General features: G+C 69.0%; 18 protein-coding genes and 1 tRNA gene. 9 read left to right on the plus strand and 10 right to left on the minus strand.

Annotated features, from left to right (window positions below; genetic code table 11):
• The first annotated feature begins 4 nt into the window (after window positions 1–4).
• Window positions 5–1,342 carry an aminotransferase class I/II-fold pyridoxal phosphate-dependent enzyme gene (locus ACGFIM_RS18125; RefSeq protein WP_393201579.1) on the plus strand — a complete coding sequence of 446 codons (1,338 nt, stop codon included), beginning with the start codon at window positions 5–7 and terminating at the stop codon, window positions 1,340–1,342.
• A gap of 481 nt (window positions 1,343–1,823) precedes the next feature.
• On the opposite strand, the gene ACGFIM_RS18130 is transcribed toward ACGFIM_RS18125, so the two are convergent.
• The 10 genes from ACGFIM_RS18130 to dnaA form a co-directional block, all read right to left on the minus strand.
• Window positions 1,824–2,123 (minus strand): class I SAM-dependent methyltransferase, encoded by a 300-nt coding sequence (locus ACGFIM_RS18130; RefSeq protein WP_393201582.1) that lies wholly within the window; start codon window positions 2,121–2,123, stop codon window positions 1,824–1,826.
• 65 nt (window positions 2,124–2,188) lie between these two features.
• Window positions 2,189–2,262: transfer RNA gene (locus tag ACGFIM_RS18135), tRNA-Ile, on the minus strand.
• A gap of 130 nt (window positions 2,263–2,392) precedes the next feature.
• Window positions 2,393–3,082, minus strand: a complete 690-nt coding sequence (locus ACGFIM_RS18140; protein ID WP_393201585.1) for a DUF3566 domain-containing protein — start codon at window positions 3,080–3,082, stop codon at window positions 2,393–2,395.
• Between the two features lie 3 nt (window positions 3,083–3,085).
• Entirely contained in the window at window positions 3,086–5,584 is a 2,499-nt protein-coding gene (gyrA, locus tag ACGFIM_RS18145; RefSeq protein WP_393201588.1) for a DNA gyrase subunit A, read from the minus strand.
• 18 nt (window positions 5,585–5,602) lie between these two features.
• Entirely contained in the window at window positions 5,603–7,546 is a 1,944-nt protein-coding gene (gyrB, locus tag ACGFIM_RS18150) for a DNA topoisomerase (ATP-hydrolyzing) subunit B (protein ID WP_393201591.1), read from the minus strand.
• A 338-nt stretch (window positions 7,547–7,884) separates the two neighbouring features.
• Entirely contained in the window at window positions 7,885–8,586 is a 702-nt protein-coding gene (locus ACGFIM_RS18155) for a DciA family protein (protein WP_393201594.1), read from the minus strand.
• Window positions 8,576–9,820, minus strand: coding sequence for a DNA replication/repair protein RecF (gene recF / locus ACGFIM_RS18160; RefSeq protein ID WP_393201597.1), 1,245 nt, complete (start codon window positions 9,818–9,820; stop codon window positions 8,576–8,578). Before recF ends, ACGFIM_RS18155 begins: the two co-directional genes overlap by 11 nt.
• 64 nt (window positions 9,821–9,884) lie before the next feature.
• A complete protein-coding gene (gnd, locus tag ACGFIM_RS18165; protein ID WP_393201600.1) occupies window positions 9,885–10,829 on the minus strand; it encodes a phosphogluconate dehydrogenase (NAD(+)-dependent, decarboxylating) in 945 nt (314 codons plus the stop codon).
• 45 nt (window positions 10,830–10,874) lie between these two features.
• On the minus strand, window positions 10,875–12,014 hold the full coding sequence (gene dnaN, locus ACGFIM_RS18170) for a DNA polymerase III subunit beta (protein ID WP_393201603.1): 1,140 nt from the start codon (window positions 12,012–12,014) through the stop codon (window positions 10,875–10,877).
• A gap of 543 nt (window positions 12,015–12,557) precedes the next feature.
• Window positions 12,558–14,099, minus strand: a complete 1,542-nt coding sequence (dnaA, locus tag ACGFIM_RS18175; protein ID WP_393202584.1) for a chromosomal replication initiator protein DnaA — start codon at window positions 14,097–14,099, stop codon at window positions 12,558–12,560.
• Window positions 14,100–14,585: 486 nt separating this feature from the next.
• Between dnaA and rpmH the strand changes: the two genes are divergently transcribed.
• The 8 genes from rpmH to ACGFIM_RS18215 all read left to right on the plus strand — a co-directional run bounded on the left by rpmH (window position 14,586) and on the right by ACGFIM_RS18215 (window position 21,247).
• A complete protein-coding gene (gene rpmH / locus ACGFIM_RS18180; RefSeq protein ID WP_364064619.1) occupies window positions 14,586–14,723 on the plus strand; it encodes a 50S ribosomal protein L34 in 138 nt (45 codons plus the stop codon).
• An 80-nt stretch (window positions 14,724–14,803) separates the two neighbouring features.
• A complete protein-coding gene (gene rnpA, locus ACGFIM_RS18185; protein ID WP_393202586.1) occupies window positions 14,804–15,145 on the plus strand; it encodes a ribonuclease P protein component in 342 nt (113 codons plus the stop codon).
• Window positions 15,142–15,426 (plus strand): membrane protein insertion efficiency factor YidD, encoded by a 285-nt coding sequence (gene yidD / locus ACGFIM_RS18190; protein ID WP_364064614.1) that lies wholly within the window; start codon window positions 15,142–15,144, stop codon window positions 15,424–15,426. Before rnpA ends, yidD begins: the two co-directional genes overlap by 4 nt.
• A gap of 4 nt (window positions 15,427–15,430) precedes the next feature.
• A complete protein-coding gene (yidC, locus tag ACGFIM_RS18195) occupies window positions 15,431–16,354 on the plus strand; it encodes a membrane protein insertase YidC (RefSeq protein ID WP_393201608.1) in 924 nt (307 codons plus the stop codon).
• 20 nt (window positions 16,355–16,374) lie between these two features.
• Window positions 16,375–16,863 carry a protein jag gene (locus ACGFIM_RS18200; protein ID WP_393202588.1) on the plus strand — a complete coding sequence of 163 codons (489 nt, stop codon included), beginning with the start codon at window positions 16,375–16,377 and terminating at the stop codon, window positions 16,861–16,863.
• Between the two features lie 759 nt (window positions 16,864–17,622).
• Window positions 17,623–18,294, plus strand: a complete 672-nt coding sequence (gene rsmG / locus ACGFIM_RS18205) for a 16S rRNA (guanine(527)-N(7))-methyltransferase RsmG (protein WP_393201611.1) — start codon at window positions 17,623–17,625, stop codon at window positions 18,292–18,294.
• Window positions 18,295–18,431: 137 nt separating this feature from the next.
• On the plus strand, window positions 18,432–19,367 hold the full coding sequence (locus ACGFIM_RS18210) for a ParA family protein (RefSeq protein ID WP_393201614.1): 936 nt from the start codon (window positions 18,432–18,434) through the stop codon (window positions 19,365–19,367).
• A 920-nt stretch (window positions 19,368–20,287) separates the two neighbouring features.
• Window positions 20,288–21,247 (plus strand): ParB/RepB/Spo0J family partition protein, encoded by a 960-nt coding sequence (locus tag ACGFIM_RS18215; protein WP_393201617.1) that lies wholly within the window; start codon window positions 20,288–20,290, stop codon window positions 21,245–21,247.
• Window positions 21,248–22,073: the final 826 nt, after the last annotated feature.

Here is a 22,073-nt window from a genome sequence, read left to right on the forward strand (position 1 = left end):
CATAATGGACATTGTGCTAGAAACATATCCGATCGCCGGTTCGACGGCCAGCGAGATAGCGGCCGGCGTCGAGGTCGCCGTGTCCGAAGGACGGCTGCCGCCTGGAGCCACCCTCCCCCCGGTACGCGAGGTGGCGGCCATGGCCGGTGTCAGCCCCGGCACCGCGGCGGCCGCTTACCGCCTGCTGCGCGAGCGCGGCATCATCGAGACCGCAGGCCGGCGCGGCACCCGGGTCAGGGCGCGGCCCGCGAGCACGTTCAGGGAGGAGATCCGCGTCGAGGTGCCGCCGGGGGTGCGCGACCTCTCCCAGGGCAACCCCGACGCCCGCCTGCTGCCGCCGCTGCATGACGCACTGGCCGCCGCCGCGCGGGCGCACGAGGAGCGGCCCGCCATGTACGGCACCGGCGACGACGACGAGCTCATGGCCCTCGCCGGTGAGCGGCTGCGCGCCGACGGGGTGCCGCCGGGGCCGCTGGCCGTCACCTCGGGCACCCTCGACGCGGTCGAACGCGTGCTCGCCGGGCAGCTCCGCCCGGGCGACGCGATCGCCGTCGAGGACCCGGGCTGGACGGCGCTGCTCGACCTCGTCGCCGTGCTCGGGCTGCGGCCGGTGCCGGTACGGGTGGACGACGACGGTCCGCTGCCCGACGAGCTGCGGCGGGCGTTGCGGGCGGGCGTACGCGCGGTGGTGGTCACCGCGCGCGCACAGAACCCGACAGGCGCCGCCGTGACGGCCGGACGGGCGGAGGAGCTGCGCGCGGTGCTGGGGGCGTCCCCTGAAGTGCTGCTGATCGAGGACGATCACGGCTCGGGCTTCGTGGACGTGCCGCTGCACCCGCTGGCCGGGGCCACGTCGCGGTGGGTGCTCCTCCGGTCGACCGCGAAGGCGTTCGGCCCCGACCTGCGGCTCGCCCTCGTCACCGGCGACCCCGTGACCCTGGCCCGGCTACGCGGACGGCAGCGCCTGGCCGCCGGTTGGGTGAGTCACCTGCTGCAGCGTACGGTCGCCCACCTCTGGCGCACGGGGGCGGTGGACCCGGCGGCGGTGGCGGCCTCGTACGGGCGACGGCGCGACGGCCTGGTCACCGCGCTCGCCCGGCGCGGCATCCGCGCCCACGGCCGCACCGGCCTGAACGTGTGGATCTCGGTGGCGGACGAGTCCAGCGCCATCACCCGGCTGCTGGCCCGCGGCTGGGCCTGCGCCCCCGGCGCCCGCAACCGCATCGCCACCCCGCCCGCCCTGCGCCTGACCGTCTCAACGCTGGACGTGGAGGACCTGGAGCCCTTGGCCGACGCCCTGGCCACCGCCCTCACCCCCACCACCTCCGGCCGCTACGGCTAGCAAGCTGACCAGGGGTGCCGCGCGACCACCCCCCGCAAGGGGCACAGCCGCCCCCGGGGTGCCGCGAACCCACCCCCGCCCGGGACACAACCGCCCCCGCACCACCGCCCACGCACGACCGCCCCGAAAACCCGCACGTTCCGGCCACCGCAAGGGCCTGCACCCGGGGCGGCGTCTCCGGCCGCCCTAAGCGCCCACGCGGGCGGGCCGACGCAGCGTCAAGGACTGGAATCGCTGCTTACCCGCCCCCACGACGTGAAAATCCACAACCTCGGACAACCGCCGCCCGCACTCCTGCGGCTCCTCATCACCCCGGAACGAGAAGAACCGGGGCGGCTCATGGTCGTCCCCGTCGTAGGGCCCCTCACCCAGCAGCGCGCCCCCGCCGTAAACCCCGAAGAAGAACACGCAGCAGCCCGCGCACGGCCCACGGCCTCCAGCACCGCCGGCAGGTCGCTGTCGGGCACGTGCAGCAGGCGGTTCATCGCGTCCACCGCATCGAACGACTCGGGCGCGAAGTCGAGGTGCAGAAAGTCCATGACAAAAGCCTCAAGGCCCTTCTCACGGCACCGCGCCACCATGGCGGGACAAGGTCCACGGCGACGACGTCCAGGCCGTTCTCCTTGAAGTACAGGCTGTCCTGGCCGGTGCCCGCGCCGATCTCCAGCAACCGCCGCCCGTCACCGGACCGCACCAGATCGAGAAACGCCGCCCGCGAAGGAAGCACGTGGGCGGACGACAGGTGATGCTCGTCAGATTCGCCCCGGGGAAACATGGTCACCCGGTCAGTCGCGCAGAAAACCGAAAAGGCCACTTCCGATGCTCGGAAATGGCCTTCGAACTGGGTGGGGCTACCTGGACTTGAACCAGGGACCTCTTCCTTATCAGGGAAGCGCTCTAACCGACTGAGCTATAGCCCCGCTCGCACCCCGAACGTTATCGCATTCGCCTCCCGGAGGCGAACCGTTTGTTCGGGACGAGGTAAAGCTTACAGGGTCCGGCGGGCTGCTCGCGCCGTACGGGCGGGCCGTACGGCGCGAGCAGCCGATGTCACTCGGCCTCGCTGAAGGTCACCTCGACACCGCCCACCAGGTCGGAGGCGATGTTGTAGATGACCGCACCCAGGGTGGCCAGTGCCGTGATCAGGACGACGTTGACCGCGCCGATCAGGGCCGTGTAGCCGAGGATGCGTACGGGCTCGAACCAGGAGGCGATGTCGATCGGGATGGAGCTCTGGCCCTGCTCGCCCTTGCCGAGCTGGTTGACCAGGTCGACGATCGAGTCGAACACGCCCAGGCCCGACAGCACGCCGTACAGCACGGCGACCGCCACGAAGAGCACGACGAAGCAGACGAGGGAGACCACGAAGCTGAACTTCATGGCCGACCACGGCTCGATGCGGCGCAGGACCAGGTGCGCCTTGCGGGGAAGCCGTCCCGAGGAGGCGGACTTCTTCTTCTTGCTGCTGGAGGTTTCAGGGGCCGGCGGGGCCTCCGTGGCCAGCGACGGGCGCAGGCGCACGGTGTCGTTGTTCCCCGCCTGCGGGCCGGCAGGCGGCGCGGAGGGGCTCATGGAGCCGGCCGCGTGCGGCTGGGGCTCCTGGACCGGCCTGCCCTGCGCGGGCGAGGTGTCCTTGCCGTCGTCCGCCTTGTGGGAGATCTCGTTGTCTGTGGGCTTCTTCGGCTGCTGTCCGTTGCCCGAAGCCGCCGTGGTCCTGGCGGTGCCACCCTGGGCGCTCATGGGTTACTCTCCTCCCCCGTCTTCCTCATTCCCCATCGAAGTCTCCCTGGACTCCGCGTTCCGGGCGAGGGCCACCACGCTGTCGCCTTCAGCGAGATTCATCAATCGCACTCCCATGGTCTGGCGGCCGGACTGCTTGATCTCACCGGCGCTCGTCCGGATCACGCCGCCTGCGGACGTGATCGCGAAGACCTCGTCCTCTGGGTTGACCATGACGGCTCCGACCAGCTTGCCACGAGATGCAACGATCTTCGCAGTCAGCACGCCTCGACCGCCACGGCCTTGGACCGGATACTGCTCCACTGGCGTCCGCTTTGCGTACCCGCCCTCGGTGGCGATAAGCACGTCTTGACCGTCGGCGATGCGATTCATGGCGAGAAGTTCGTCACCTTCGAGGAACCTCATGCCGATGACGCCGCTGGTCGCGCGCCCCATGGGACGCAGCGTCTCGTCGGAGGCGGTGAACCGGATGGACTGCGCGCCCTTGGAGACGAGCAGCAGGTCGTCGCTCTCGTTGATGAGCAGGGCTCCGATGACCTCGTCGTCCTCGCGCAGGTTGATCGCGATCAGCCCGCCCGACCTGGGGGAGTCGTACTCGGACAGGCGGGTCTTCTTGACCAGCCCGCTGCGGGTGCCGAGGACGAGGTACGGCGCGACGTTGTAGTCACGCAGGTCGAGGACCTCCATGACGGTCTCGTCGGGCTGCATGGCGAGCAGGTTCGCAAGATGCATGCCGCGCGCGTCGCGCCCGGCGTCGGGCAGCTCGTACGCCTTCACCCGGTACACGCGGCCCTTGTTGGTGAAGAAGAGCAGCCAGTGATGGGTGGTGGTGACGAAGAAGTGGTCGACGATGTCGTCCTGGCGCAGCTGAGCACCGCGCACGCCCTTGCCGCCGCGCTTTTGCGCCCGGTACATGTCGGTACGGGTGCGCTTGGCGTAGCCGCCCCTGGTGATGGTGACGACGACCTCTTCCTCGGCGATGAGATCCTCGATAGACATGTCGCCGTCGTAGGCGATGATCTCGGTCTTGCGGTCGTCGCCGTAGCGGCCGACCAGCTCGGCCAGCTCCTCGTTGATGATCTCGCGCTGGCGGATCTCGCTGGCCAGGATCGCGTTGTACTCGGCGATCTGCGCCATCAGGGCGTCGTACTCGTCCTGGATGGCCTGCCGCTCCAGGGCGGCCAGCTTGCGCAGCTGCATGTCGAGGATGGCCTGCGCCTGGACCTCGTCGATCTCCAGCAGTTCCATGAGGCCCTGCTGGGCGGCGGAGGCGGACTCGGAGGCCCGGATGAGGGCGATGACGTCGTCGAGCCGGTTGAGCGCTTTGAGCAGGGCGCGCAGGATGTGTGCCCGCTCCTCGGCCTTGCGCAGCAGGTAGCGCGTCCGGCGGACGATGACCTCGATCTGGTGGGCGACGTAGTGGCGGATGAACTGGTCGAGGCGCAGCGTGCGGGGCACGCCGTCGACCAGCGCCAGCATGTTGGCGCCGAAGGTGTCCTGGAGCTGGGTGTGCTTGTACAGGTTGTTGAGCACGACCTTGGCGACCGCGTCGCGCTTGAGCACGATGACCAGCCGCTGGCCGACCCGCGACGAGCTCTCGTCGCGGACGTCGGCGATGCCGGTCAGCTTGCCCTCGCGCACCAGCTCGGCGATCTTCAGCGCCAGGTTGTCGGGGTTGACCTGGTACGGCAGCTCGGTGACGACCAGCGCCTGCCGGCCCTTGTCCTCCTCGACCTCGACCACGGCCCGCATGGTGATCGAGCCGCGGCCGGTACGGTAGGCGTCCTCGATGCCCCGCCGGCCCACGATGAGCGCGCCGGTCGGGAAGTCGGGGCCCTTGACCAGCTTGATCGCGGCTTCGAGCAGCTCCTCGTCGGTGGCCTCGGGGTGCTCGAGCGCCCACTTGACCGCCGCGGCGACCTCACGCAGGTTGTGCGGCGGAATGTTGGTGGCCATGCCGACGGCGATGCCGCCCGAGCCGTTGACCAGCAGCTGCGGGAAGCGGGACGGCAGGACGTCGGGCTCCTGCGACTTGCCGTCGTAGTTGGGGCGGAAGTCGACGGTCTCCTTGTCGATGTCCCGCAGCATCTCCATGGCGATGGGCGCGAGCTTGCACTCGGTGTAGCGCATCGCCGCCGCCGGGTCGTTGCCCGGCGAGCCGAAGTTGCCCTGCCCGTCGACCAGCGGGTAACGCAGCGACCACGGCTGCGCCAGGCGTACCAGCGCGTCGTAGATCGAGGTGTCGCCGTGCGGGTGGTAGGTGCCCATCACGTCGCCGACGACGCGGGCGCACTTGAAGTAGCCGCGGTCGGGACGGTAGCCGCCGTCGTACATCGCGTAGAGCACGCGGCGATGCACCGGTTTGAGGCCGTCTCTCACGTCCGGCAGCGCCCTGGACACGATGACAGACATCGCGTAGTCCATGTAGCTGCGCTGCATCTCGGACTGGATGTCCACCGGCTCGATGCGATCGGCCGGGGGAGTGGTGTTCACGTCCGTCACAGGTAAAGGTCCTTCTGACTAAACATCGAGGAAGCGCACGTCGCGGGCGTTGCGGATGATGAAGTCACGCCGCGCTTCGACGTCCTCGCCCATCAGCACGCTGAACAGGTCGTCGGCCTGGGCCGCGTCGTCCAGCGTGACGAGACGCAGCAGCCGGGTCTCCGGGTTCATCGTGGTCTCCCAGAGCTGGCTCGCGTTCATCTCGCCGAGACCCTTGAAGCGCTGTACGTTGTCGCGCGGCCTGGGGTCGGGCTTGCCGTTGGCGATGCCCTCGGCGATGATCGCGTCCCGCTCGGCGTCGGAGTAGGCGTAGGAGGCCTCCTCGCCCTTGCGGTCCCACTTGATCTTGTAGAGCGGCGGGCAGGACAGGTAGACGTGCCCGGCCTCGATCAGCGGCCGCATGAAGCGGAAGAGCAGCGTCAGCAGCAGCGTGTTGATGTGCTGGCCGTCGACGTCGGCGTCGGCCATCAGGATGACCTTGTGGTACCGCAGCTTGCTGATGTCGAACTCGTCGTGCACGCCGGTGCCCAGCGCCGTGATCAGCGCCTGGACCTCGTTGTTCTTCAGGACCTTGTCGATCCGCGCCTTCTCGACGTTGAGGATCTTGCCGCGGATGGGCAGGATCGCCTGGTAGCGCGAGTCGCGGCCGCCCTTGGCCGAGCCGCCGGCCGAGTCGCCCTCGACGATGAACAGCTCGCACTTCTCGGGGTCGTTCCACTGGCAGTCGGCCAGCTTGCCGGGCAGCCCGCTGCCCTGCTCGAGCAGCGACTTGCGCCTGGTCAGGTCGCGCGCCTGGCGCGCGGCGATGCGAGCGCGCGAGGCCTGCAGCGACTTGTTGATGATGTCCTTGGCCTCACCGGGGTTGCGCTCGAACCAGTCGCGGATGTGGTCGTTGCACGCCTTCTGTACGAACGACTTCGCCTCGGTGTTACCGAGCTTGGTCTTGGTCTGCCCCTCGAACTGCGGGTCGGACAGCTTGACCGAGATGATCGCGGTCAGGCCCTCGCGGACGTCCTCACCGGTGAGGTTGTCGTCCTTGCCCTCCTTGAGGAACTTCTGCTCGCGCGCGTAACGGTTGACGATGGAGGTCAGCGCCGCGCGGAAGCCCTCCTCGTGGGTGCCGCCCTCGGCGGTGTTGATGGTGTTGGCGAACGTGTAGACCGACTCGGTGAAGGAGTTGTTCCACTGCATCGCGATCTCGACCGCGATGCCGTCGCCCTCCTCCTCGAAGTAGATGATCGACGCGTGCGCCGGCTCCTTCTTGGAGTTGAGGTGCTTGACGAAGTCGGCCAGGCCGCCCTCGTAGTGGTACTCCACCCGCTTGGGCTCGCCGTTGATGTGGTCGGGCCGCTCGTCGGTGAAGGTGATCTTGAGGCCCTTGTTGAGGAAGGCCATCTCCTGGAAGCGGCGCGAGAGCGTCTCGAAGTTCCAGGTCGTGGTCTCGAAGACGTCGGGGTCGGGCCAGAACGTGATCGTCGTGCCGGTCTCGTCGGTCTCCTCGCCCTTGGCCAGCGGGGCCAGCGGCTTGGCCATCTCGTAGCGCTGCCGCCAGTAGTGGCCGTTCTGCTTGACCTCGACCTCAAGGGCCGTGGACAGCGCGTTGACGACCGCGGAGCCGACGCCGTGCAGACCACCGGAGACCGCGTAGGACTGGCTGTCGAACTTGCCGCCCGCGTGCAGCGTGGTCAGCACGAGCTCGACCGCGGAGATCCCCTCGACGGGGTGGATGCCCGTGGGGATGCCGCGGCCGTTGTCGACCACGCGTACGCCGTTGTCGGGAAGCAGTGTGATGTCGATCTTGTCGGCGTAGCCGGCGAGTGCCTCGTCCACCGCGTTGTCGACGATCTCGTAGACGAGGTGATGCAGGCCGCGCTCACCGGTGGAGCCGATATACATACCCGGGCGCTTGCGAACCGCCTCAAGCCCCTCGAGTACGGTGATTGAGCTAGCGTCGTAGGACAACTGCGAAATCCTCCTGCCGCGGACACGCGGCGGGGGAGGCGATCAACTCGTGAAGCTGCCCCTGCCGTGCCCGTCACCGTCGTGAGTGCCCCGATGCGCGGTCACCCAGGGGAGTCGGCTTGCTGCCGGGGTGACACGCAAGCGGACGTGTCCGGAATCCTTTTTCATTCTACCGCTTCCGGCGGGCCAAGGTGGCAATGAACGCGCCTGTGGTGGTCTCTAGCTCGTTTTGCCCCCAGGCAAGCATCCCCCCTCCGGAAAGGGGGCTTATCGCGTCTGCGGCTTTCTGGCCGCTCCGGGCGCCCAACTCGGGCGACCGGAAGGCGTCGGCCTCGACGTCACCCATAGGTGTCGCGCGGACCTCGGCTTCCGGTCACCCGCAATGCGCCCGAAGGACGCGGAGCGTTCTGCGGCCCCTTGACCTTGACCCGCGTGACCGTGCCGTCGCCGAGCTCCTCGTTGAGCCTGCGCACGAGCGTGCGGGCGAGCAGCCGCACCTGCGTGGCCCAGGCCGTGGAGTCGGCCACGATGACCACCTCGCCGTCGTCGAACGACTCGGGCTTGGTGTGCGCGGCCAGGTCGGGGCCGACGATTTCCGGCCAGCGGCCGAACACCCCGCCGACCGCGGCCTGGCGCTCCCAGCCGCGATCGGCGAGCAGCTCGGCGATCGCGCGTCCGAAAAGCTGCGGGTCGCCGCTCTCCCTGCGCGGGCCCTTCGCCTTGCGCCTGGGCTCGCGCCGGGGGAGCTGGCCGCGCTTGGCGGCGTCGGCCTTGGCCTGGGCGAGCTTCTCCCTGGCCAGCGCCACGCCCCGCGCCGTGGCGTTCGCGTTGCGCTCAGGGCGCCCGCCGAGCTCGCCACGCTCAGGGCGCCCGCCGAGCTCGCCGCGCTCAGGGCGCCCGCCGAGCTCGCCACGCTCAGGGCGCCCGCCCGGATCGCCATGCACCGGGCGTCCACCGAGCTCGCCGCGCTCGGGGCGCTCTTCACGCGCGGGGCGCGTGGGGCGCCGGCCGGGCTCGCGGGGCTGCTGGTCAGCGGACACGGGTGACACTCCCCTCTGCGACGTCGAATCTGCCGCCCGACAGCTCCTCGGGCACGTCATCGGGCACCGCCGCGGTGATGAGCACCTGCTCGGCCGGCGCCACGAACTCGGCCAGGCGGCGCCTGCGCTGGCTGTCGAGCTCGGCGAACACGTCGTCGAGGATCAGCACGGGGTCGCCGCCGTCGGCCCGCAGCAGGTCGTAGGCCGCGAGCCGGAGCGCGAGCGCGAACGACCACGACTCGCCGTGGCTGGCGTAGCCGCGCGCCGGCAGGTCGCCGAGCCCCAGGATCAGGTCGTCGCGGTGGGGACCGACGAGCGTGACCCCGCGTTCGAGCTCGGCCTGGCGGACCTCCAATAGCCGCTCGCGCAGGCGCTCTTCAAGGGTTTTCCCCAAGTCTGTGGATAACGTCTGTGTATCGAAAGATCCCCGCTCACCGGGGCCTTCCGCCTCGCCCGGCGCCCCGGCGTCATCCCCACCTGTGGACAACGTGCTGCGGTAGGCGAGCGTCGCGGGCGCGCTCGACGGGGCCAGCGTCGCGTACGCGTGCGCCACCCGCGGCCGCAGCTGCTCGATCAGCTCGAGCCGCCCGCGCAGCAGCTCCGCGCCGTGCCTGGCGAGGTGGGCGTCCCACACCTCCAGCGTGCTCAGCACGTCGCCGGCGCCGGCCGCGGCGAACGCGGCCTCGCTCTCCTGCCGCCTGGCGCTGCGCGAGCCCCTGCGGGCCTGGGCGGCGGTGCGCAGCAGCGCGCCGCGCTGCTTGAGCACCCGGTCGTAGTCGGCCCGCACCCCCGCGAACCTCGGCGTCCTGGCCACCAGCAGCTCGTCGAGGAAGCGGCGGCGCTCGGACGGGTCGCCCTTGGCCAGCGCCAGGTCCTCAGGTGCGAACAGCACCGTGCGCAGCAGGCCCACGACGTCGCGGGCCCTGGACACGGGCGCACGGTTGAGCCTGGCGCGATTGGCCCGCCCGGGGTTGATCTCCAGCTCGACCAGCGCCCGCCGGTCGTCGCGCTGGATGGCGCAGCGCACGATCGCCCGCGTCGCGCCCTGGCGCACCAGCGGCGCGTCGCTCGCGACCCGGTGGCTGGACTGCGTCGCGACGTAGCCGAGCGCCTCGACCAGGTTGGTCTTGCCCTGGCCGTTGGGCCCGACGAACGCCGTGACGCCCGGCTCCAGGCCGAGCTCCACGGACGCGTAGGACCGGAAGTCGGTCAGCGAGAGGTGGGCGACATGCACCCCACGAAGGGTAGTGCGCCGCGACCGCCGCCGGGGTCACCGGCATGCGGCCTGTGGAAAACCGTTAGCGATCGACCTCGCGCGGCGGCGCGACGTCGGCGCCGGGGGAGTCGGCCCCCTTGCCGGTGCTGCCCTCCGCCGAGGTGATGGCGTGGCCGCCGAACTGGTTGCGCAGCGCCGCGACCACCTTCATCGCCGGCGAGTCGTCCTGGCGGGAGGCGAACCTGGCGTACAGGGCGGCGGTGATGACCGGCAGCGGGACGGCGTGGTCCACGGCCGCCTGCACCGTCCACCGGCCCTCGCCGGAGTCCTGTGCATAACCGCGCAGCTGCTCCAGGTGCTCGTCGTCCTCAAGGGCCCGCACCAGCAGGTCGAGCAGCCAGGAACGGATCACGGTGCCGGTGCGCCAGCTCTTGAAGGAGCCCTTGACGTCCTTGACGACGTCGGACGCCTCGAGCAGCTCCCAGCCCTCGGCGAAGGCCTGCATCATGCCGTACTCGATGCCGTTGTGGACCATCTTCGCGAAGTGGCCGGCGCCGACGTCGCCGGCGTGCACGAAGCCGTCCTCGCCCTCGGGCTTGAGCGTCTCGAAGATCGGCATGAGCCGGTCGACGTGGGCCTTGTCGCCGCCGCACATGAGCGCGTAGCCGTTCTGCAGGCCCCAGACGCCGCCGCTGACGCCGCAGTCGACGAAGCCGATGCCCTTGGCCGACAGCTCGCCGGCGTGCTTCTGGTCGTCGACGTAGTGGCTGTTGCCGCCGTCGACGACGAGGTCGCCCGCGTCGAGCAGCTGTCCGAGCTCGTCGATGGTCGATTGCGTGGGCTTGCCCGCCGGCACCATGACCCAGACGGCCCGGGGCGCCTCCAAGCGCTCGACCAGTTCCTTGAGACTGCCTACGTCACTGATGGCCGGGTCGCGGTCGTAGCCGATGACCTCGTGACCGCCGCGGCGCAGGCGCTCGGCCATGTTGCCGCCCATCTTGCCCAGTCCGACCATGCCGATCTGCATGTTGTCTACCCCCTTGTCAGGCTTCCATCATCCCTGATGGCCGGTTCAGCCTGACAGCCGGATGGGCATGATCAGATAGCGGTAGTCGGTGCCGCCGCCGTCCTCCACAGGCTTGCCCCCGGTGAGGATAGCGGGCTTCGTGGACGTGGTCATCTGCAGCCTGGCCACATCGGAGTCGATGGCGCCCAGGCCCTCCAGCAGGAACTGGTGGTTGAAGGCGATCTGCATCTCCTCGCCCTCGTAGTCCACAGGCAGCGCCTCGACGGCCTGCGCCTCGTCGCCGCTGCCCGCCTCCAGCACGACCTCGCCGCTCTTGAACGCCAGGCGCACCGGCGTGTTGCGCTCGGCTACCAGGGCCACGCGCTTGACCGCCTCGACGAACGGGCCTGTGGACAGATCGGCGCGTGCGGAGAACTCGGTCGGCAGCAGCGAGCGGTACTTGGGGAACTCGGGGTCGAGCAGGCGGGTCGTGGTGCGGCGGCCGGCGCTGGAGAAGCCGATCATGCCCTCGCCGGTGCCGCCCGCGGAGCTGAGCGCGATCTCGACCTCGGCGCCGGTCGTGCCGAGCGCCTTGGCGGTGTCGGCGAGCGTCTTGCCGGGGATCATCGCGACCGCGGAGAAGTCGGGCTGTCCCGGCTGCCACTTCAGCTCGCGTACGGCCAGGCGGTAGCGGTCGGTCGCGGCGAGGGTCACCGTGTCGCCCTCGATCTCCATGCGCACGCCGGTGAGCATCGGCAGCGTGTCGTCGCGGCCGGCGGCGACGGCGACCTGGCTGACGGCGGAGGCGAACACGTCGGCGCCGACCCGCCCGGCGGCCGGGGGCATCGACGGGAGGGTGGGGTAGTCCTCCACAGGCATGGTGAGGAGTGTGAACCGGGCGCTGCCGCAGGTGACGACCGCCTTGGCGCCGTCCACCACGAAGTCCACAGGCTGTGCGGGAAGCGCGCGCGTGATCTCGGCGAGCAGCTTGCCCGAGACCAGGACGACGCCCGGCTCGCCGGTGTGCAGTTCGAGCGTGACCTCCGCCGAGACCTCGTAGTCGAAGCCGGACAGCTTCAGCCGCTGCTCCTCGGTGACCTCCAGGCGCATGCCGGCGAGAACGGGCACCGACGGGCGCGCCGGGAGGCTGCGTGCCGTCCATGCCACCGCCTCAGCGAGGACGTCTCGCTCGATTCGGAACATCACGGTGATCAGCCTCCTGGGTTCGTCGTTGATTGAAGGATCTCAAGGATCCACCCTCCCGGCCTCGCGCTCCGGGAGAACCCCTCTATGGGTCTTTGAGTTTCTTAGTTAGAGAGATAAGAGGTCATCACATTAGGGGCTGTGGAAACTGGGGACAACCGGCGTCCTTGCTGGTCAGCGCCCTTGTTTTTATCCACCGCGGGTGTGGGTGGCGCCTGGGGAGAACTCGCGCGCCTGGGGACGGCGAAACTTCGCCCACAGGCCGTCCCCAGATCTTGGTGCCGTCATCCACGGCCGAGGCCGGGTTATCCACGAGGTTTCCACAGGTTATCCACGGGGTAAAAGGGCCCCTTCTGGAGCCCCAGATCGACTGTTCACAGCCTGTCCACACGTTGTCCACTGGTAGTCCCCAGGTTCTCCCCAGGATGTCCCCAGCACTGTCCCCAACCGTTGTGGACGGATTTTTCCCAGCATTTGCGGGCGATCGGCCGCCCCGATTTTGCGTTTCCGCTGGTCCACAGTGTTTTCCACAGGCTGTGTACGACGTCACGACCCACGCTGTGTCTGCTTGATCCGCATTGTGAGCTCGTTGACCTGGTTGTACATCGAGCGGCGCTCGGCGATGAGCGAGCGGATCTTGCGTTCGGCGTGCATCACCGTGGTGTGGTCGCGGCCGCCGAACTGCTGGCCGATCTTCGGCAGCGACAGCTCGGTCAGCTCGCGGGCGAGGTACATGGCGATCTGCCGGGCGTTGACGAGCGCCCGGCTGCGCGAGGTGCCGCACAGGTCCTCGATGCTGATGCCGAAGTACTGCGCGGTCTCGCTCATGATCGAGGCGATCGTGATCTCGTTGTCGGACTCCGACGTGATGAGGTCCTTCAGCACGACCTCGGCGAGCTGCAGGTCCACACCCTGCCTGTTGAGGCTGGCGAACGCGGTGACCCGGATCAGCGCGCCCTCCAGCTCGCGGATGTTGGTGGAGATCCGGCTGGCGATGTACTCCAGCACCTCGGGCGGCGCGGCCAGGCCCTCCTGGATGGCCTTCTTCCTGAGGATCGCGATGCGCGTCTCCAGCTCGGGCGGCTGGACGTCGGTGATCAGGCCCCACTCGAACCGGTTGCGCAGCCGGTCCTCCAGCGTGATGAGCTGCTTCGGCGCGCGGTCGCTGGAGATGACGATCTGCTTGTTGGCGTTGTGGAGGGTGTTGAAGGTGTGGAAGAACTCCTCCTGCGTCTGCTCCTTGCCCTCCAGGAACTGGATGTCGTCCACAAGCAGGATGTCGATCGCGCGGTAGCGGCCGCGGAACCCGTCGGCCTTGTGATCGCGGATGCTGTTGATGAAGTCGTTGGTGAACTCCTCGGAGCTCACGTATCTGACGCGGGCGCCGTCGTACAGGCTCTGCGCGTAGTGGCCGATCGCGTGCAGCAGGTGCGTCTTCCCCAGCCCGGAATCGCCGTAGATGAACAGCGGGTTGTACGCCTTCGCCGGCGATTCGGCGACCGCGACGGCCGCGGCGTGCGCGAAACGGTTGCTGGCGCCGATGACGAAAGTCTCGAATGTGTACTTCTGGTTAAGCCGGGCCGTTTCGCTGGGTTTGCTGCTCTTCGCCTCCCAGCGGTTCTGCGCCGGCTCCGCGGGCTTCTCCGCGGGCGGCGTATAGGACTGGCTCTGTTCATAACCGAAGCCCTGCTGTGGATATTCGGTGGATATCTGCTGCTGCTCGGGCTGCGGCGAATAGTACTGTGGCGGCTCGGAAGGCTGGTTGTGCTGCGGCGGCGCGGGCTGTGCATAACGCGGCTGGCTCTCCACACCTTGGGGATAACTCTGACCCCCAGGCTGTTGATGAGAGTCTCCGGACGGCTGCTCAGGCGCCGTCGTATCGATCATCACGGCCAGCCGCATGGTCCGGCCGAGCTCCTGCGACAGCGCATGGGCCACCAGCGGGCGCAGCTTGCCCTCGATGAGGTCCTTGAGGAAGTCGTTGGGGACGCCGAGCACGATCGTGTCGTTGGCCAGCGCGATCGGGCGCACCATCGACAGCCACGTGCGCTGCTGGATGGGCACGTTCTCGTTGAGGAAGTTGCCCAGTGCCCTCGCCCATACCGTGCCGAGGTCGACACCGTTCACGATGCGGTTCCCCCTCCTCTCACTCGCGGCCCCCCGCGATCGGTTATCCACATGCCACAGCCGATCACGATGATCGACGACTCCTTCGTCCACACGCGGCCGGCGGGCGTCCCGCCCACGTACTCCACAGGAGATCCACAGGCTGTCCACAGGCTTTGAGCGGCCCGGAAGGGCCGACAGTAGCTTTGTGCACAGCTGTGTTCAAGACGTTGTCCACAGCCTAGTGGCACCTGAGTGCACATACTGTGGACGTGGGGGCGGCGGTGGAAAAGTGGCCTGTGGATCAGTGGATAACCGCGTCCGGTTTGACCTGCGGGCGCCTTCCCTCGTAACGTACGACGGTCGGCTTGTCACGCGACGGCTATTTCGCGTGCCCTCGCTTCCTTGGCAGGCCATCCATGTGTGTTAGGCGCCCGTGCGGCGCACCATCAAGCCTGGAGCCCACCCGTGAGCAAGCGTACTTTCCAGCCGAACAACCGTCGCCGCGCGAAGACCCACGGCTTCCGGCTGCGCATGCGCACCCGGGCCGGTCGCGCCATCCTCGCCGCTCGCCGCCGCAAGGGCCGCGAGAGGCTGTCGGCCTGACCGTCCCGCGCGACGACAGCCCGCCGGCGCCTCACGCCGGCGGGCGTTAGACGTATACGGTGCTGTCCCGTCAATCCCGCATGCGACGCGGGGAGGAGTTCGAGGCTGCGGTCAGGCGCGGCAAGCGCGCCGGGCGCCCCACCCTGGTGGTGCATTTCACCATTTCGGGGGATGAGCCACCCCTTGTAGGTTTCGTGGTGAGTAAGGCCGTCGGGGGCGCGGTGACCCGGAACAAGGTCAAACGACGGCTCCGACACCTGATGCGGGACCGACTCCACCGGCTGCCGCGAGGTAGCCTGCTTGTGGTACGCGCCAATCCACCGGCCGCGTCCGCGCGATTCGAGCAACTGGCCGCCGAACTCGACGTCGCGCTGGATCGTTTGCTCAGGCGGCGCGAGTCCTCGACGGGTGGACGGAAATGACGGAGCAACCGCAAGGGGTGGCGGTGCCGAGCCTCGCCGCTCGGGCACTCATCCTCCCCATCCGGTTCTATCGGGCGTTCATCAGCCCGCTGCTCGGTCCACGCTGCCGGTTCTACCCCTCGTGCAGCGCATACGGGCTCGAAGCGATTGCCGTACATGGAGCACTGCGCGGCATTTGGCTGACTGTCCGGCGCATCGGGCGGTGCCATCCATTTCATCCCGGAGGTATAGACCCGGTGCCCCCACGCCCGGTCCCGTCCCACGAAACGCAAGGGAGATAGCTCGGTGGAGCTGTCCTGGCTCAACTGGCTGTACACAGCCGTCGCCCAAGTCATCACCTGGATCCATACCGGGTACAGCACGTTCCTCGACCCCAACAGCGGTCTGACCTGGGCGCTGACCATCATCACGCTGACCATCTGCATGAGGATCCTGATCTTCCCGCTGTTCCTCAAGCAGATGCGATCCTCGCGGAAGATGCAGGAGCTGGCGCCGAAAGTTCAGGAGCTCCGCAAGCGCTACAAGAACGACAAGCAGCGCCTGAACCAGGAGGTCATGGCGCTCTACCAGGGGGCGGGGGCCAACCCCCTCGGCGGCTGCCTGCCGGTCCTGGCGCAGTTCCCGATCTTCATCTCCATGTTCACCGTGCTCCGCGCGATCGCGGCCGACGAGCCCAAGTTCGGGATGACGCAGGAGCTGGTCGACAGTGCCAAGCAGGCGCTCATCATCGGCGCGCCGCTGCCCGCCACGTTCTTCGAGGCTCCCGCCGTCGGCGAGAAGGTCGTCATCGGCTGCTTCGTGGCGATCAGCTCGCTGACCACCTTCCTCACCGTCCGGCAGAGCGTCACCCGCTCCATGGCTCAGATGCCGGACAACCCCATGGCGCAGCAGCAGAAGATCCTCATGTACATCTCGCCGCTGTTCGCCTTCTTCAGCCTGAACTTCCCGCTCGGTCTGATCCTCTACTGGGTCACCACCAACCTGTGGACGCTCGGCCAGCAGCACTGGTTCTACAGCCGGCACCCCATGCCGCAGTACGACGCCAAGGGCAACCCCATCCCCGTCCAGCCCAAGCCCGGCCTGATCGCCAAGTTGCGCAAGACCACGCCGGAAGAACAGGCCCCTCCGTCCCCTCCGCAGCCTAAGATCATCAGGCAGCAGCCGAGCAGGCAGCCCCGCAGCAAGCGCACCGGCAGCAAGAAGTCGTGAACACGAAGGAGAGGCCGGCCATGACCGAGGCCGAGCAGAAGAAGGCTCCTGATCTCACTCTCCTGGAGCAGGAAGGCGAGATCGCTGCCGACTACGTCGAGGGCCTTCTCGACATCGCCGACATCGACGGCGACATCGACATGGACGTCGAGGGCGACCGCGCGCTCGTCTCCGTCGTCGGGATCAAGAGCACCGAACTCGTGGGCCCCGGGGGAGAGGTCCTCGAGGCGTTGCAGGAGCTGACCCGCCTCGCCGTCCACCGGCAGACGGGCGAGCGCTCCAAGCTCATGCTGGACGTCGCCGGCTACCGCGAGCGGCGGCGGGCCGAGCTGACCAAGCTCGGCACCGAGATCGCCAACCAGGTCAAGGATCGCGGCGAGCCCAAGTCGCTGCAGCCGATGACGCCGTTCGAACGCAAGATCGTCCACGACGCGGTGGCGGCCGCGGGGCTGCGCAGCGAGTCGGAGGGCGAGGAGCCGAACCGGTACGTGGTGGTCCTGCCCGCCTGAGCGTGCCCCGCCGCCCCGGGCGGTGTCGGGCCGCTGAGACGCCGGCGGACCGCCCATGACGGACGGTCTTGTGACGGATCGTCTCGACGCGGCGCCTCGACGAGCGCTTCGGCCAAGTGCTCTTGTGCAAGCGCTTCGACCAGGTGCTCGACCGGACCCTGTGACGGGCCGGCCACGTGTGTGGCCGGCCCGTTTTGCTGTCAGCACCCAGATCGCATCACTCCTCCTTCCCGCCGACCTGACCCACCCACCGCCGCCGGCGCCGCCCGCTCCCGGCATCCGCTATGCGGCGCCCGTACCCGCGTACCCCGCCACTGGCCGCCTGCCCGCTGCCCGTCACGCGGCACCCCCGCCCGTCACCCGGCGTGAAAGCAGGAGCGGAGGGCGGCCCGCAGGCCCGGTGCGGAGGCCGGCACGGAGCCGCCCATGCAAATCGTCAGGTCGTAGCCGGACCTGCGTAGGTCAGCGCGCGGACAGGGTCGCAGGAAGGCGCCCGGTGGGGGTCCGGCGCGCTCATCCCTGTACGCTTCCACGGGGCACACCCCACCCCCGTACACCCGACAAATCCGCTTTTAACGGTCCGCGCGAAGTTGCGCTGACGGCGTGCTCACAGGCCACCTTCACCAAGGCCCGCTAGGCTTCCCTTGTGATCTCACCCCGTAGCCTTGGGTGGAGACCGGATCCGTCGCCGCGGCCTCAGCGCGCCCGGCGACCATCACCCCGATCACGGGCCACGAGCCCCAGAAAGGCCACCTACCAGTGAGCGATGAGCTTCCGGAACCGCCGGAGATAGCGAGGGACGTCTTCGCGGGGGAGGCCTGGGATCGCGCCATCACGTTCGCAGACCTGCTGGCGGGTCCCGGCGTCGTCCGCGGACTGCTGGGTCCGCGGGAGGTGCCCCGGATCTGGGATCGCCACATGCTCAACTGCGCCGTCGTAGCCGAGGCCGTGCCGCCCGACGTGCGGCTGGTGGACATCGGCTCCGGCGCCGGCCTGCCCGGTGTGGTCCTCGCCATCGTCCGGCCGGACATCCAGGTGACGCTGCTGGAGCCGCTGCTGCGCCGTACCGTGTTCCTTGAGGAGTGCGTCGAGGCGCTCAAGCTCGACAACGTCGAGGTGCTGCGCGGCCGGGCGGAGGAGCTGGCGGGCAAGCGCGAGTTCGACGTGGCCAGCGCCCGCGCGGTCGCGCCGCTGGATCGGCTGCTGAAGTGGGCGATGCCGCTGCTTCGCGAGGGCGGCGAGCTCATCGCCATGAAGGGCGAGCGCGCCGCCGGCGAGCTGGCCGAGGCTCAGGAGCAATTGCGCGCCGTCGGCGCCCGAACGGCCGAGCTCGTCACGGTCGGGCGCGGTAAGGTCGAGCCGCCTGCAACATTGGTTCGGGTGGTAGCGGGTCGCCCGCCGGAGCGAGCCAGGCGGCGACGAAGGAGGTGACGGTGGTGCCAGTCGCGTCAAGTGGTCTTGGCTGGCCGGACGGCCCTCCGTCCCAGAGTCCAACCGGGGTTGGCTGGCCCGAAATGGGCGTGTCGCGACAGCAAATTCCCGGCACCGGCACACCAGTGGTTGAAAGGATGGCCATCGTGACCCAGACCCCCCTGAACCCCGGTGATTCGCCGTTGGTACGAGAGGCGCTCAGCTCAGTGGTTTCACGTGAAACATCTGCAACCCCGACGGCCGCTCAGCCTGGCGAGGCATCTGGCGGCGGCGACGGCGGGTGGCCGCGTCCGCCCAAGACCCGAGTGATCGCAGTGGCCAACCAGAAGGGCGGCGTGGGCAAGACGACCACCTCGGTCAACATCGCCGCCGCCCTGTCGATGCACGGCCAGCGGGTCCTCGTGGTCGATCTCGACCCGCAGGGCAACGCCTCCACGGCGCTGGCGACGGAGCACCGTGGTGACGTCCCGGACGTCTACCAGGTGCTCGTGGACGACCTGCCGATGGCGGAGATCGTCAAGCAGGTGCCCGACATGCCCAACCTGTATTGCGCTCCCGCCACCATCGACCTGGCCGGTGCGGAGATCGAGCTGGTGTCCTTGGTGGCCAGGGAGGCGCGGCTGCGGCGGGCGCTGGCGGCGTACGACGCGATCAAGTTCGACTACATCGTGATCGACTGCCCGCCGTCGCTCGGCCTGCTCACCGTCAACGCGCTGGTGGCGGCCGACGAGGTGCTGATCCCGATCCAGTGCGAGTACTACGCGCTGGAGGGCCTCGGGCAGCTTCTGCGGAACGTGGACCTGATCAAGGCCCACCTGAACCCGACGCTGCGGCTCTCGACGATCGTGCTGACCATGTACGACGGGCGTACCCGGCTCGCGTCCCAGGTGGCCGAGGAAGTGCGGGCGCACTTCGGGGACACGGTGCTGAACACGGTGATCCCGAGGAGCGTGCGGCTGTCCGAGGCGCCCAGCTATGGGCAGTCGGTGATGACGTACGACCCGGGATCGAGCGGGGCGATGGCGTACATGGACGCGGCCCGCGAGATCGCTCACCGCGCCACGGTCTCCTGACCCTGCCCCTTGCCTCCGGGGCGCTTGACGGCACGCGGACGCCCTGCCCCGTGATCATGGTTTGCGCAGTGCGGGTGTGGCAGCGGCCTGCCTTCTGAGTGGTGCCACGGTCGGGCCTGGGCCGGCCTTCGGCGTCCCGGCTTCGGCGCCTCAGTCCTTGGCCCCGGCGCGGGGGACCCGGCTTACCAGTACGCCAAGTCGGGCCCGCTCGGTGCCTCGACCCCCTGGCGTGGGGGACCTGCTTCACCGGTAGCTCCAGCACTGGACGGCGGCAGCGGTGACTGTGCGGAGCAGTCCTGCTACCGATGGTTGTTCGTTGCGGGCCTGTGTCGGCCCGGAAGCTCGCCGGCTTTCGTTGGCTCTCGCCGACTCGAAGCGGCGGCTGTTACATGACGGCATCAACGTGGGAACCGCAAGACGCCCCGTGCCGTCCTTTCCTGATCGGCAGGGCCGGCTCCGGCGACCGTTTGTCAACACTGGCACCACTGCTGACGCCCAGCATCGATGGCACTTGCCGGAGGTCGAAAGCCAATGGCGTGTGCCAGGGGAAGAATGCAGATGCCGTACGCCCGGGGAGAGCGACAGCGCCTGCCGGGGTGGCGTGCGCCCGAGACGCAGGCGATGGAGTGCGCTTGGGGTGAGGCCGATAGCGCCTGCCGAAGACGATCAGTGGCGTGCGCCCGAGGCAGCAGCGTTGAAGTGCTGGAGTGCTCCCGAGAGGGGAGCGATGGCCGCGTCACTGGGGCGAACGCCGCGCGAAAACGGGGATGGGCCGGGGGTCAGTCACGGGTTGGGCAGGTTTGTGACCGTGTCGGTGTAAATCCCACCGGACGGTGTGTGGCGAGGAGACACTCGGTCCGGTCCACAACGGTAACCTCTCCTGGAGTGACCGGAATCGACCGGGTGGATGAGGAGACGCAGTGAGCCAGCAGCGGCGGGGATTGGGCAAGGGACTCGGGGCGCTCATCCCGACCGGTCCCATCGTTGACGGCACGGGGGCGGCGCCGGCCCCGGCCAACGGGTCGACCGGGGAGACGGGTCCCAAGCCGATTGCGGGGGCGTACTTCAAAGAGATCGCGCTCGGGGCGATCGTCCCCAATCCTCGGCAGCCGCGTGAGGTTTTCGACGAAGAGCGCCTGGAGGAGCTGGCGACCTCCATCCGCGAGGTCGGGCTGCTTCAGCCGATTGTGGTGCGCTCCGTCGGTGGTGGTCAGTACGAGCTGATCATGGGGGAGCGGCGTTGGCGTGCGTGCAAGAAGGCCGGCCTTGACCCGGTGCCGGCGATCGTCCGCAACACGCAGGACAACGACCTGTTGCGGGACGCGCTGATCGAGAACCTTCAGCGCGAGCAGCTGAACCCGCTCGAGGAGGCGGCGGCGTACCAGCAGCTCCTCGAAGACTTCCAGGCCACGCACGATCAGCTGGCGCAGAAGATCGGTCGCTCCCGCTCACACATCACCAACACCCTGCGTCTGCTGAACCTGCCCCCTGACGTACAGCTCAAGGTCGCCGCCGGGACCATCAGCGCCGGGCACGCGCGCGCGCTCCTCGGGCTCAGCGACCCGGAGGAACAGATCCAGCTCGCCAAGCGGATCGTGGCGGAGCTGCTTTCCGTACGGGCCGTCGAAGAGATCGTCGCCATGGGCAGTTCCAAGGCGGCCAAGAAGGCGCCCCGCGAGAAGGCCCCCAAGCCCACCGCCCCCGGTCTCTCGCACCTCGCCGACCGCCTCTCCGACCACTTCGAGACCAAGGTGAAGGTGGACCTGGGGCGGCGGAAGGGCCGGATCGTGGTGGAGTTCGCGACGATCGACGACTTGGAGCGCATCATCGGCACCATGGCACCGGAGGCGATCCAGGCGATGCGAGAAGCCGAAGACTGATTCCGCGCTTCTGCTTGGCGGCGCTCCGGCTGGGCGGGTTCCAGATGCGTGGCGTTCCGGCCTGATGCGGCTCCGGTTTTGCGGGGCTCCGGCGGAGTGGCGTTCCGGCCGGGTGGGGCTCCGGCTTCGCGGCTAGACGGCCTCCCGGTTTGACGGGGCTTCTGCTGGGTGGCGTCCCGCTCGATGGCGCTTTTGCTTGGCGCGCTTCGCCGCATTCGGCTCCACTCCCGCGCCGCTTTGCGCCGCGCAGCCCAGCCTCTCGGCTTGAACCTGCTGCGAGTGCGTCGAGGCTCCGCCACGCTGATGACACCCGGCGACGTGGTGTGGTCGGCCGTTTCGACGGGCAGGGCAGGGCGGCTGACGTCAGCCTGCCGAAGCGGGCGCGGCTGAGCGTCACAGACGACCCCTGGAGCAGCCCGCCCGAAGCAGTTCCGCCACGATCCCTTACGCGTCACATCGGCCGGCGGTCGAGCCGACCATGACGCTCGATCGTCGTGGTGCGCGCGGGCTGGAACGAGGACACGGCCGCGGTGGGCGCGCATCGGACGCGGTCCGGCGTGCATCACCGTGGTGTAGTCGCGGCCGCCGAACTGCTGGCCGAGCAGCCGACCCGAGCGGCGGGCGGCCGAACCGAGTAATGGCCAGAGCGGCAGGGCCGACCCGGTGGCAAGAAACCAGAGCAAGAGGCGGCCCGATCGGCAGGCGACCGACCAGAGCGGCAGGTGATGCCCCACCCAGGCGACGGACGACTCGGCGACGGATGACCCGGCGACGGGTGACCATCCGAGCGTCGGCCGACAGGCGACCTACCCGGGCGCAGGGCGAT

Origin of the sequence: Nonomuraea sp. NPDC049309 (genome assembly GCF_043196965.1) — a bacterium.
In the GTDB taxonomy this organism is placed as follows: domain Bacteria; phylum Actinomycetota; class Actinomycetes; order Streptosporangiales; family Streptosporangiaceae; genus Nonomuraea; species Nonomuraea fastidiosa.